Here is a 12,168-nt window from a genome sequence, read left to right as displayed (position 1 = left end):
TACTATCCCCTTTCTATTCGTTGACTTCAGGCTTTCCGTCAGCCTTTAAACCCTTACCCGTCGTATCCATCGCTATCCTTCCGGTCCTGACGACCTCCAGTATACCGAAAGGCCTTAATAACTCGAGCAGCGTCTTTATCTTGGCCCGATCTCCGGTCGCTTCTACGCACAGAGACTTATCAGAAGTAGACTCTATCTTGGCGCCCACAGCCTCTATCGCCTCCATGACCTCCTTCTTCGTCTTCGGGCTTATCGAGACTTTCACAAGAATAAGTTCCCTGTCGATAAAATCGCCTTCTTTGTAATCGATGACCTTTATAACGTCGATGAGCTTATTCGACTGCTTCTTTATCTGCTCCAGGGTCTTGTCATCGCCCTCGACCACTATCGTCATGCGCGACACCGTAGGGTCCTCGGTTTCGCCTACCGCGAGGCTCGATATGTTAAAACCCCGTGCGCTGAAGAGCCCGGATATACGCGCGAGCACTCCGAATTTATTCTCCACAAGGATCGATATCGTATGTTTCATCTTTAGGCCAGGCCTCCGCCTATCATCTTGTTGATCGCTTCGCCCGCCGGCACCATGGGGAAAACATTCTCCTCCTGTTCGATACGGAAGTCCATGATGACCGTATTATTTATCTTAAGCGCTTTATCTATAGCCGGCCGCACATCTTCTTTCTTCGTGATAAGCATGCCGACCGCGCCGTAGGCTTCGGCAAGCTTCACAAAATCAGGCTCAGTACCGTTAAGGCAGGTATATGAATATCTGTGCTTATAGAATAGCTCCTGCCACTGCCTCACCATGCCGAGATAGCAATTATTCAATATAGCTATCTTCACCGGCAGCTTATTCGCAACCGCCGTAGCGAGCTCCTGTATATTCATCTGTATCGAACCATCTCCGGCGATATCGAAGACCTGCGCTGCCGGCACGCCCAACTGCGCGCCTATAGCTGCTGGAAAACCGTAGCCCATCGTCCCCAACCCGCCCGATGACAGCATCGTCCTGGGCTTTGTGAACTTATAGAACTGCGCCGCCCACATCTGGTTTTGGCCAACTTCCGTACAAATTATGGCATTGCCGTTCGTCGCCTCAAATATCTGTTCCAATATGTACTGAGGCCTTAAGGCGTCGTCCTCTTTATATTTCAAAGGATACTTCTTCTTCCATTCCGCGATCGTCTTTACCCATTCTTGCGTATCCGGCTTCTTCACATGCTTATTCAATTCCCGCAGGATCGTCTTCGCGTCGCCGACTATCGGGATATCGACATCAACGTTCTTCGAGACGCTGGCCGGGTCGATATCGATATGAATAACCTTTGCATGCGGCGCGAACGCATCGAGCTTCCCTGTCACCCTGTCATCAAACCTGGCGCCCACAGCCACTATCAGGTCAGAGTCCATTATCGCATGATTTGCGTACGCGGTGCCATGCATACCTAGCATGCCCAGCGACAGCTCATGAGTGATCGGAAACGCCCCCAGCCCGAGAAGGGTCATCGTAACAGGTATCTCGTTATTTATCGCAAGATCCGTAACCTCTTTTGAAGCGTCGGATATTATAGCTCCTCCGCCGACATAAAGTATAGGCTTCTTCGAATCCGAGATGGCTTTAGCGGCCCTCTTAATCTGTCCGGGATGGCCGGCATAAGTCGGATTGTAACCGCGTATCGAAACCTTTTCCGGATACTCGAATTCAGCCTCCTGCATCTGTATGTCGGACGGTATATCGACAAGCACAGGCCCGGGACGGCCCGTCGAAGCTATATGGAACGCCTCTTTCATTATACGCGCCAGGTCCTTAATGTCCTCGACCAGGTAATTATGTTTTGTAATGGGCCTGGTTATTCCCGTAATGTCGGCCTCCTGAAAAGCGTCATTACCTATCAGAAATGATTTGACCTGTCCGGTAATGGCCACCATCGGTATCGAATCCATATAGGCTGTCGCGATGCCCGTGACCAGGTTAGTCGCGCCGGGCCCCGAGGTCGCGATGCAGACGCCTGTCTTACCCGTCGCGCGGGCATAGCCGTCCGCGGCGTGGGCAGCGGCCTGTTCATGCCGGACGAGAATAAATTTTATCGGAGCGTCGTATAATTTGTCGAATATCGGCAATACCTGTCCGCCGGGATAGCCGAACAACACTTCGACTTTCTCTTTCTTAAGACACTCTATTAGAATCTGCGCGCCTGTCATCTTCATGCCTTCAGCACCGCTCCTTCGGACGCGGAACCGACCGCCTTACGGTAACGCGCCAGGTATCCTTCGCTCTCTTTCGGCTCCGGAGCTTTCCATTTCGCGAGACGCGCCTTTATTTCCGAAGCACTAATATTTAATTCTATCTTTCTGGCCGGAATATCTATAATTATCTCATCGCCTTCCTGAACGATGGCGATCGGGCCTCCGACTTCCGCCTCAGGCGATAGATGACCTATGCACGGCCCTTGTGTCCCGCCCGAGAACCTGCCGTCCGTAATAAGCGCGACGTCATCTGCCAGTCCCATGCCGACAATGGCCGCCGTCGGAGAGAGCATCTCCCTCATCCCGGGTCCGCCCTTCGGACCCTCGTAACGGATAACGACGCAATCGCCCTTCTTTATCTTGCCGGCCATTATAGCCTGCATGGCGGCCTCTTCCGAATCGAATACACGGGCGCGGCCCTTGAACTTCATCATCGCCTCAGAAACCGCAGTCTGCTTTATAACGGCGCCTTCGGGGGCCAGGTTGCCTTTTAATACCGCTATACCTCCCTCGCTGTGATAAGCCGTCTTGTAGTCGCGTATCACGTCCTCATCGAGTATCTGCGCCTCGTTAGCGATCTGGCTTATCAGCTTGCCGCTAACCGTCATCACATCGTTCAATTGATTCTTCATGCGCTTCATGACGGCCGGAATGCCGCCGGCTGATTCCAGATCTTCCATAAAATGCTCGCCGCCGGGCAATATGTTCGTGATATGCGGCGTCGACCTGGAGATCTTGTCGAACATGTCGAGAGGGATCTCCACTCCGAACTCCTTCGCAACCGCAATCACGTGTAAAACCGTATTTGTGGAGCCACCGAGCGCCATGTCGACCTTTATGGCGTTCTCGAACGCCTCGCGGCGACAGATCGTTCTGGGCAGGACATTGCGCCTCACCAGATTCACGATCTTCTCGCCCGACTCCTGAGCGGCCCTATCCTTCTTCGCCGATACCGCAAGCGCCGTAGCGCACCCCGGAACGCTCATGCCGAGTGCCTCGGTCACGCATGCCATCGAATTGGCCGTGTAGAGCCCCTGGCAGGCACCTGCCCCGGGACATGCGCACATTTCTAGGGTAGCAAGCTCATCCTGTGAGATATCGCCCTTCTTACATCTTCCCACAGCTTCGAACGTATCTTTGACCAGCGACAGCCTTCTGCCTTTCAGGTTGCCGCTCATCATGGGCCCTGCAGTTACGACTATAGCCGGCACATTGAGCCGCCCTATTGCCATTAACATACCCGGCGTAATTTTATCGCAGTTAGTCAGGCAGACGAGCCCGTCCAGGCAATGGGCCTTCATTACACATTCTATCATGTCGGCTATCAGCTCGCGCGAGGCAAGGGAATACCGCATACCGCCATGTCCCATCGCTATGCCATCGCATATTCCCGGAACGCCAAAGAAGAATGGAACACCGCCTCCGGCAGCTATGCCGCGCTCAATGAAACGCTCCAATCTGGGCATATGAATATGACCCGGGATCAGATCGGTCCTGGAAGTGACAACGCCTATAAAGGGCTTGGCCATATCCTCCTTGGATATGCCTGTGGCATATAAAAGACTCCTGGCGCCTGCCCTTTCGATACCTTTTTTAATCTTATCGCTACGCATAGATCCTCCCATGTCAATAATTAAATAGAGCTTAGATTATATAATATTAGCTCATATATTGTCAAATGATTAAAAAATAGGGCTATTTGCGGGGGTTTTTAGCGCTTATATACGCGGGGAACACGGTTTGATATGCCGCAAACGACTTCGTAGGCTATCGATTCGGCTGTGCGGGCAAGGTTTTCGGCTCTTATCTCCTCTTTGCCCTGCTTGCCTATTAGCACAACCTCATCACCCACCCTTACTCCGTTTATGTGCCCGACATCGATCATGGTCTGGTCCATCGTGATCTTGCCAACCACGCGGGCTCTATGGCCCCTTATCAAGACCTCGCCCTTATTGGAGAGTTTTCTGCCGTAACCATCAGCGTAGCCTATCGGAAGGGTTGCGATCCTCGTGTGCTTCTGCGTGATGAATGTGCGGCCATAACTGATAGAACGGCCCGGAGGGGTGTCCTTTATAAATACCACTTTTGTCTTAAGCTCCAGCGCGGGTTTCAGCTTTATTATCTTGGGAAACGTATGCTTCGGATACATCCCGTATATGACAAGCCCGGGTCGGACGAGATTAAGGTAAGCTCTGCGAAAATCGACGGTCGCTATGGAATTCGCGGCGTGCCTGAGAGGTATCTTTATCCAATTCTTCTCGACAGACGAGAGCAGCTTCTCGAATGCCTCTATCTGGTAAGCGGTAAAGAAATCGTCGCGCCCCGCGCTCGAAAAGTGCGTATAGATCCCTTCTAAGATCACGTCTTTTTCCGAAGAGACTTTCTTTACAAAGTCAAGGGCGTCTTCATGCCAGACTCCGACGCGGCCCATACCGGTGTCGATCTTAATGTGGACCTTCAACCTGCCGCCATTCTTCGACTCTTTTCTTATGGCGCCGAAGAGCTCCTCATCGCAAAGTGTGAGAGTAATATCTTTTTCAACGGCAACACCGACTTCGGGAGGAAGGACCGAACCCAGAACGAGAATAGGGCTCTTTATGCCGTAATCCCTTAAACGCACAGCCTCATCTGTTGTCGCAACGCCAAGATAGTCGACTCCGACGTGCTCAAGCGCATTAGAGACCTCGACCGTGCCATGTCCGTATGCATTGGCCTTTACAACGGCCATTATATTGACACCCTTGCCGACCAGCTTACGGACCTGCCTATAGTTGTATTCGATAGCTTTCAGGTCTATCTCCGCCCAGGTAGGGCGATGGTGGGTATGAGTAACACCGTTTTTTGTTCTTACAGCTAAATCTCTCATTTGCCGGTTATATCGCACTCTCTCGAATAAATATAGAGAGGTTCCAGATCTTCGACTTTGATAAATTTTCCCTTCTTAAAATAGTCCGCGCCTAACGCTCCGACAACCTCGGGCCTCGGCTGCCAGGATTTCGCCGCTATCTTAGCGCCTGGTAAGAGGCCTACGATCCTTTCGGCAAAATCCCCTAAAAATAGCACGTCATCGTATCTTTCCAGCCTCTTCAATAAATCGGCTGTCTTAACCAGAAGAAAGGCCGAGATTCTCTTTACATTACTACCATCAGACTTGTAGATCGCGGCGTAGACCTTATTCTTTCTCGCATCAAGCACCGGACATATTATACCACAAAACCTCTTCCCATTGATGGCAATCGCGTCAAGCGTCGGCACCGCGACGATCGGTTTCTTCGTTACAAACGCCAGGCCCTTAACAGTCACCGCTCCTATGCGCAGTCCTGTAAATGATCCGGGGCCGATACTTAAACAGAATCCGTCCAGATCCTTGATAGCGGTTTTTGATCTCTTAAGGATACTGTCAATCGTCGGCATCAAGAGGCTTGAATGGCTTCTGGGGACTTTCCTGTGTATGCGCGCAAGAGCCCTATCATCACGCATCACGGCGAGGCTTAAATAATCAGTGGATGTGTCTATAGCTAAAAGCTTCATCTCGTCTTTATCTCAATTCTTCTCTTGCCTTCGCCCGCCACGGATAATTTCACTTCAATATATTTTTTCGGCAGGATACCGCGGATCTTATCGGCCCATTCTATCACAGTCACTCCGTCACCGTAAAAATATTCTTCATAGCTTTCGGAATCCAGAACATTCGCATTATTCAGCCTATAAATATCGAAGTGATACAGAGGTATCTTTCCCTTATACTCCTTTATTGTGACGAACGTCGGACTATTAACATAGCGGACGTCTTTTACGCCAAGGCCTTTAGCAATACCTTTAGTCAGGACCGTCTTACCGGCGCCAAGGTTGCCTATGAGAGCAACAACGTCGCCCGGCTTTAATTTTCGGGCGAGGCGCTCTCCCGTTTTGATCGTCTCTTCAACGCTTTTTGATATTAATAACATCTAAAAATGCAGATATCCTATCGGTTTTATATTCTTCTCCTTAGCATCATCTGTGACCAGCGTAAAACCGTCTCTTTTACCGGTAATCTCGCCTATAAGAGTGACCGGCGTCTTCATCTTCGCGAAGCCCGTCTTAAAGAAACGCCGGGCTTCATTGGCGCCCATCGTGAATAGAAGCTCGAAATCCTCCCCATCGGTGATCGCGCTCTCAAAAGACTCGGCATCTTCAGATACCGGGATCAGGCTTTGGTGTATCCTGGCGCCCATGCGGCTTGCTTTGAGTATTCGGGAGAGGTCCAGAACAAGGCCATCCGTCACATCGATCATCGAGTTGACCCTGAAATTATTCACAAGTTGTCTCGCCTCATCTATCCTCGGAGTAAAATTCAGATGCTTACGTTTTATGGAACCGCCAAAAGACCCTGTAACTAGAATAAGGTCTCCCTTTTTCGCTCCCGAGCGCGTCACAAGTTTCCGTTTCTCAACTTCTCCGATAAGCGATATATCTATAATTGTCTTTTTGGACCTTGACATGTCTCCGCCGACGATATTGACTTTAAATTTACTGCAAACGGCTTTGATGCCTTTATAAACCTCATCGACAAAAGAGAGGCCCTTCCCGGGATCCACGCCAATCGAAACGACCGCGTACCGCCCCACACCTCCCATCGCCGCTATGTCGCTCAGGTTTCGGGCCATGGCTTTCCATCCTATCTGAAAAGGCGTAGTCCGCTGGCGCGTAAAATGGACATCTTCGACAAGCATGTCACAAGTGTAGAGCAGATACTTGCCCGCCACCGTAGCCTGGCCGGGCCAGGCCATAACGGCAGTATCGTCGCCGATACCCTTTATCACCGAGGCGTCCAGCTTTATCCCTTTAGAGATTCGCTCGATCAGCTTTATCTCGCCAACATCCTTTATCTTCATACAACGGCCCTGACTATTTACTTCGCAGTTTAGTTAAAGTCTTTGTGTACGGTTTTTTAAATATCCCTTTTTCGGTAACTATCGCGCTTATCAGCCCGTTCGGCGTAACATCAAACGCGGGATTGTAAACTTTCACATTCTTCGGAGCCACCCTTTTACCCATGACAGTCCTTACTTCATCACCGTCACGTTCTTCAATAGGGATCTCTCTGCCCGTCTTAATGCCAAGATCGAATGTCGAGACAGGCGCCACCACATAAAAAGGCACTTTATGATACTTCGCAAGCACCGCAAGAGAGTATGTGCCTATCTTATTCGCGGCGTCGCCATTAGAAGCTATGCGGTCCGCCCCTACAAATATCTTATCGATCCTGCCTTTGGCCATAAGGCTCGCCGCCATATTATCGCATATGAGCGTGGTGTCGATACCTTCATGAAGAAGCTCCCAGGTTGTCAGGCGCGCGCCCTGCAGTAACGGCCGCGTCTCGTCAGCATAAACCTTTATGCGCTTACCGAGCCTCTTCGATTCGAATAATACGCCGAGAGCGGTCCCATAATCGGCCGTGGCAAGGCCGCCGGCGTTACAGTGAGTAAGGATCGTATCGCCGGTATTCACCAGGCGCGTGCCATAACGGGCCATCGCCCTGCAGCTCTTTCTGTCATTCTCAAGTATCTGAAGCGCCTCTTTTAGCAGTAATCTCTTTATCGCATCCACCGGTTTATGAAGATTGGATTCCGCGACACGTTCCATTCTTGCCAGCGCCCAGAATAGATTCACGGCGGTAGGCCTCGACGACGCGAGATACTTTATATTTTTGCGCAAGGAACGCAAAAATAAGTCCGGACGCTTCTCTTTTGAAGCATTGGCTCCCAGTGCTACCCCAAGCGCGCCCGCGATACCTATGGCTGGAGCGCCTCGTATCTCGAGAGTCTTTATCGCCTTCCAGAGCCTCGCCGTATTATCGCAATCGACGAACCTCATCTGTCCGGGCAGTAGAGCCTGGTTTATAAATCTTATTTTCCCATTTTTCCAATTGATCGTCTCTACCGGCATCCGATCTCCTTGTCTGTTATCAGAATTTTATATCCGACTTCTCCTGCTTCAGAACTGTTTCGGAAAAGATGCTATTAGCCACCCACTCCTTAGTAGGCGTGCTCTCTGATGATACATCCACCTGCGTATGGGTTGAATCTATCTCCTTGAAAAAGATACCGGCCGGCGTCGTATTGGGATTGATCACATATATTGCTATCATACCCTTATCCTTCGAGTATATCGATACATTGGGCATCGTTTTTACAAACGCTTCTACTTTTTCATAGCACGTCTTATAATCGTAATCGAAGACCTTCGTCATGGCGTCCGCCCTTGCTTGTTCAATCCCCTTAGTGGAGGCGCCTACGAACTCTTTCCAGACATCGCCCGGCGTCGCGCAGCCGCTCAGCAATGCGCACGCCGCCAATAACACGATAATTTTTTTCATCTCGCCTCTCCTATTGTTAGTAGTAAACATTTCTATCCCCATATTAATTTGGTCAGCAAATTGCGCTTGATCGAGATCGCCTTATAAGGGCAGACCTCGTGGCAGCACAGGCACCTGACGCATTTTTTATAATCGATACCGCAAGCGTGTTCTTCGATATTTATACAATCTGTCGGACATGCCGTCTTACAAAGGCCGCACCGAACGCATACCCCCTCATCGATAACAGGCTTAAAACCTACCATGCTTAAGAGCCACTTCAATATAGGCCTCGGTATAATATTTAAGGGCATAGTTTGCGGAAGCTTAAAATTTTTGACAATGAAACCTTCGAGGCTGTCCCCGGCTATTTCTATCTTCGAAAGGTCTGCCTCGCCCAGCCCCGCTTCATATGCTTTCTTTGTGACTTCTATATCGAGCGGATTTAAACCGATCATCTTCGCGATACAGGAATCGATCGCTACCGCATCCTCGCCAGCCATAACAACGCTCATCGCCTTTGGACTGCCGCCGGACGGCCCATCGCCCTCCATGCCGACTATGCCATCGATCACGGTGAGCCCCGGCTTCGATATCGAGTGCACCTTCACCAGTATCTCAGCCAGTTCCCTCTCTCTCGGCGCGCGGGAATGGCACTCGGCCTTGTAAAGGCCCGTCACCGTGCCAAATGTATTCTTGATAGCCGCTGTCATTACCGTTACGCAATGGGTTTTGAGCTTTGGTATCGATATCATAAAGTCTGCGTCGAAGACCTGCTTCGCTATCGGAATACCATCGACGAAGTTCGCGGTCGTGAACTTCACAAGCTCGAAATCTTCTTCGCTGGCGATATGCCTTAAGCCTGACTTTTCAAATATTTCGTCAATATTTTTACCATATCCGCCGGGCGCATCTCCGACCCACACTACGCCGCCAGCTTTCTGTACGAGCCTGCCAACGGCCCTTACAACCTCCGGATGAGTAATGACCGCGTCTTCGGGGGCCTTGGCAGTCAACAGATTGGGCTTGAGAAGCACATTCATCCCTGGTCTTACAAATTTCTCGATACCGCCTAGAAGATCTATAGACTTCTTTACGGCATTATATACATTGTCCAGGTCGTAATCTTCGCACCGCGCAAGCGCCACCTTTGGCATCGATCAATAGACTCCCAGCTGCTTTACAAGAAAGACTAAAAGCACCATTCCAATATTATGTATCATATGTACAGTGACCGACGACACAAGAGTCCCCGTCTTCTCATACAAATATGCGAGAAGAATGCCGAGCGCCAGTATAGGCAGGAACCCGACCAGGTGCGCATGGAGAAGCGCGAAACACGCTGCAGAAATAAGCGTCGCCCAGAATATCCCGATATATTTTTTTATAGCGCTGTAAAGAAACCCCCTGAAGAATATCTCCTCGACTATCGGGCCGGCCACAGCCGCGAAGAGGCTCGTATATAATAAAAACGACACGTCCTTCTCCTTGAAGAACAGCTCCACTACAGCCTGTTTTTGCGGAGAGTATTTTGTCAGGCTTATCACGATGGCTATCACCGATATTATGCCTATAAGGACGGGTATCAGCGCTATATAGGCGACGATCCCGTAATATACATTTCTAAAAAAGTTCTTTACCGATAATCCCAGCGATATAAGACCCGTTTTGTACTGCACGACAACAAAATTTAATATGAAAGCAATGCCAAGGATGTCCATTATTGATGTGTTCAAGATCATCCTGAAGTTATCATCCTTCAGCATCTTAAAGACGCGTACAAGAGAAGTTTCGGAGATCAGTAGTATATATACGAAGAAAAGATAGAGAATGACGACTTTGAAAACGTCCCATATTCCCCACTTTGCTTTCTGCGCTTTATAAGTGCTTATATCAGCCTTATTTCTCTCTGACCGGGATAATATAAGAAGCGTGTCTATTATGACCCCCAGCAAAAATAGCGCAATCACAAGAAGCGATATTAGAGTGAGGGTGAAAGAGAGATATTTATTTTTGGCCAATGCCTTTTCTACGGCTTCGCGGTCACTTGAAGCCTTCTCTCCCGGCATTACGGATGCGGGCTTATCTGCGACATTGACTGAAGGTTTGACTTTATCAGACGGCGTAAACAATATCAACGCAGTCACTATCGTTACAAATACGAGAAGAAGTATGTAGAGCCGCTCTCTTTTAAGAAAACCGGAAAGCCTGCTCATCCGACCACCCCGAGCGATCTGGGACGGAATATACCACCCAGCTCTTTCGCTATCGTTTCACATCTCTTTAAGTCGACCCCCGGCAGGTCCAGGCACGTCACTTCGACTTCGATCTTATTTTTTACGCAGTCTTTTATGAAATTGATCACGGCGCCATAGGCGTCCGGGCCGAATTCAGGCTTACAGTATTTGTTATATGCTTCAGCCGTATCGGTGTTCAAGCTCACCGAAACTTTATCCACAAGCCCCGCAAGCTCTTTGGCGATATTTCTGGAATTTATCAGATCTCCGTGTCCGTTAGTCACAACCCTGATCTTAACGCCCCCGCGGGCCTTCAGGGCGCCAGCAACCTCTTTTATCACGTCCAGGCGCATGGTCGGCTCACCATAGCCGCAGAATACTATCTCTTTATATTTCTTCGCGGGGTTTATAGTTTTTATTATCTCTTCAGCGGACGGTTCTTCATCCAACCTAAGATTATGGCCTTTGACAAAAGAGGTCTGATTTCTCACGCAGAAATCGCAGGAGTTGGTGCACCTATTGGTTATATTGAAGTAAAGCGAATCCCTGATCTCATAAGCGATCTTCGATGATTCGTCCAGTTTGAGCTTAAACAGTGAATTTGCGTTATGTGTAGTGATCCTGGCAACATCATCCTTGGAGAGGTCGAGGAGTCGCGACCATTCACCTACGAGATGAGTGAGATACGCCGGCTCGTTGCGCTTGCCGCGCATCGCCTGCGGCGCGAGGAACGGCGCGTCTGTCTCCAGCAAGAGCCTCTCCGGCGGAATATCCCTCGCCACCATTCTTAAATCGTCGGCTTTCTTAAAAGTTATATTGGCGGTGAAGGATATGAAGAATCCTATGTCGAGGCATTCTTTCATAAAATCGGCATTGCCAGAAAAACAGTGTATGACGCCGCGCAAGGCATCTCTTTTCTCGCTTTTCAGCATATCCAGCGCATCGCGATCGGCTTCCCGCGCGTGGATAATAAGCGGCAGATCGAGATCGAGCGCAAGATATACGAATTTCTTAAAAGCGGAGGCCTGGTCTTCTTTGGGGGAAAGGTTGCGATAATAATCCAATCCGACTTCGCCTATCGCCACCACCTTCTTATCTTTGGCAAGCGCTTTGAGTTCGGAGATAGCGCTATCGGTAACAGATTTCGCGTCGTGCGGATGAACACCGACAGTCGCGTAGACCATATCGTATTTATTGGCAAGCTCGACGGAGCGGTGTGACCCTTCGATGGAGCTGGCGACATTGATTATCTTCATCACGCCGGCTTTCAATGCTCTATTTATGACATCATCCCGGTCAGGATCGAAATCCTTGAAGTCGAGATGGCAATGTGTATCTATCAGCATA

Annotated in this window: 12 protein-coding genes; all 12 read right to left on the bottom strand. The window is 49.8% G+C overall.

The annotated features are described in order from the left end of the window. Positions 1-13: 13 nt before the first annotated feature. Positions 14-529, bottom strand: coding sequence for an acetolactate synthase small subunit (gene ilvN, locus NTY76_04680; protein ID MCX5678385.1), 516 nt, complete (start codon positions 527-529; stop codon positions 14-16). Positions 530-531: 2 nt separating this feature from the next. Continuing rightward, entirely contained in the window at positions 532-2,208 is a 1,677-nt protein-coding gene (ilvB, locus tag NTY76_04675) for a biosynthetic-type acetolactate synthase large subunit (protein MCX5678384.1), read from the bottom strand. After that, the gene (gene ilvD, locus NTY76_04670) at positions 2,205-3,860 is read right to left on the bottom strand and encodes a dihydroxy-acid dehydratase (protein MCX5678383.1); all 1,656 of its coding nucleotides are present in this window, start codon (positions 3,858-3,860) and stop codon (positions 2,205-2,207) included. Before ilvD ends, ilvB begins: the two co-directional genes overlap by 4 nt. A gap of 98 nt (positions 3,861-3,958) precedes the next feature. Continuing rightward, positions 3,959-5,113: an alanine racemase gene (alr, locus tag NTY76_04665; protein ID MCX5678382.1), complete on the bottom strand. Its 1,155-nt coding sequence runs from the start codon at positions 5,111-5,113 to the stop codon at positions 3,959-3,961. Beyond that, positions 5,110-5,778 carry a tRNA (adenosine(37)-N6)-threonylcarbamoyltransferase complex dimerization subunit type 1 TsaB gene (tsaB, locus tag NTY76_04660; protein MCX5678381.1) on the bottom strand — a complete coding sequence of 223 codons (669 nt, stop codon included), beginning with the start codon at positions 5,776-5,778 and terminating at the stop codon, positions 5,110-5,112. Before tsaB ends, alr begins: the two co-directional genes overlap by 4 nt. Beyond that, a complete protein-coding gene (tsaE, locus tag NTY76_04655) occupies positions 5,775-6,194 on the bottom strand; it encodes a tRNA (adenosine(37)-N6)-threonylcarbamoyltransferase complex ATPase subunit type 1 TsaE (protein ID MCX5678380.1) in 420 nt (139 codons plus the stop codon). The genes tsaB and tsaE overlap by 4 nt, the downstream gene beginning before the upstream one ends. After that, positions 6,195-7,121, bottom strand: a complete 927-nt coding sequence (locus tag NTY76_04650) for a thiamine-phosphate kinase (GenBank protein ID MCX5678379.1) — start codon at positions 7,119-7,121, stop codon at positions 6,195-6,197. Between the two features lie 13 nt (positions 7,122-7,134). Further along, the gene (mtnA, locus tag NTY76_04645; protein ID MCX5678378.1) at positions 7,135-8,175 is read right to left on the bottom strand and encodes an S-methyl-5-thioribose-1-phosphate isomerase; all 1,041 of its coding nucleotides are present in this window, start codon (positions 8,173-8,175) and stop codon (positions 7,135-7,137) included. A 19-nt stretch (positions 8,176-8,194) separates the two neighbouring features. After that, positions 8,195-8,605 (bottom strand): hypothetical protein, encoded by a 411-nt coding sequence (locus NTY76_04640; GenBank protein MCX5678377.1) that lies wholly within the window; start codon positions 8,603-8,605, stop codon positions 8,195-8,197. 32 nt (positions 8,606-8,637) lie between these two features. Beyond that, entirely contained in the window at positions 8,638-9,741 is a 1,104-nt protein-coding gene (locus NTY76_04635) for a DUF362 domain-containing protein (GenBank protein ID MCX5678376.1), read from the bottom strand. Between the two features lie 3 nt (positions 9,742-9,744). Continuing rightward, positions 9,745-10,800 carry a CPBP family intramembrane metalloprotease gene (locus tag NTY76_04630; protein MCX5678375.1) on the bottom strand — a complete coding sequence of 352 codons (1,056 nt, stop codon included), beginning with the start codon at positions 10,798-10,800 and terminating at the stop codon, positions 9,745-9,747. Further along, on the bottom strand, positions 10,797-12,167 hold the full coding sequence (locus tag NTY76_04625) for a YchF/TatD family DNA exonuclease (protein MCX5678374.1): 1,371 nt from the start codon (positions 12,165-12,167) through the stop codon (positions 10,797-10,799). Before NTY76_04625 ends, NTY76_04630 begins: the two co-directional genes overlap by 4 nt. Position 12,168 lies beyond the last annotated feature (1 nt).

This window comes from Candidatus Omnitrophota bacterium (genome assembly GCA_026387175.1).
Taxonomy (GTDB): Bacteria; Omnitrophota; Gorgyraeia; order 2-01-FULL-45-10; family 2-01-FULL-45-10; genus CAIMPC01.
The sequence above is the reverse complement of the archived record's forward strand: the minus strand, read 5'-3'. Positions and strand labels throughout refer to the sequence as shown.

What these genes read in the sequence shown, in the direction of transcription:
- mtnA (MCX5678378.1), bottom strand. Translation starts at nt 8,175, where the DNA reads ATGCCGGTAGAGACGATCAATTGGAAAAATGGGAAAATAAGATTTATA.
- tsaE (MCX5678380.1), bottom strand. Translation starts at nt 6,194, where the DNA reads ATGTTATTAATATCAAAAAGCGTTGAAGAGACGATCAAAACGGGAGAG.
- alr (MCX5678382.1), bottom strand. Translation starts at nt 5,113, where the DNA reads ATGAGAGATTTAGCTGTAAGAACAAAAAACGGTGTTACTCATACCCAC.
- ilvD (MCX5678383.1), bottom strand. Translation starts at nt 3,860, where the DNA reads ATGCGTAGCGATAAGATTAAAAAAGGTATCGAAAGGGCAGGCGCCAGG.
- ilvN (MCX5678385.1), bottom strand. Translation starts at nt 529, where the DNA reads ATGAAACATACGATATCGATCCTTGTGGAGAATAAATTCGGAGTGCTC.
- NTY76_04635 (MCX5678376.1), bottom strand. Translation starts at nt 9,741, where the DNA reads ATGCCAAAGGTGGCGCTTGCGCGGTGCGAAGATTACGACCTGGACAAT.
- NTY76_04640 (MCX5678377.1), bottom strand. Translation starts at nt 8,605, where the DNA reads ATGAAAAAAATTATCGTGTTATTGGCGGCGTGCGCATTGCTGAGCGGC.
- NTY76_04625 (MCX5678374.1), bottom strand. Translation starts at nt 12,167, where the DNA reads ATGCTGATAGATACACATTGCCATCTCGACTTCAAGGATTTCGATCCT.
- NTY76_04630 (MCX5678375.1), bottom strand. Translation starts at nt 10,800, where the DNA reads ATGAGCAGGCTTTCCGGTTTTCTTAAAAGAGAGCGGCTCTACATACTT.
- tsaB (MCX5678381.1), bottom strand. Translation starts at nt 5,778, where the DNA reads ATGAAGCTTTTAGCTATAGACACATCCACTGATTATTTAAGCCTCGCC.
- NTY76_04650 (MCX5678379.1), bottom strand. Translation starts at nt 7,121, where the DNA reads ATGAAGATAAAGGATGTTGGCGAGATAAAGCTGATCGAGCGAATCTCT.
- ilvB (MCX5678384.1), bottom strand. Translation starts at nt 2,208, where the DNA reads ATGAAGATGACAGGCGCGCAGATTCTAATAGAGTGTCTTAAGAAAGAG.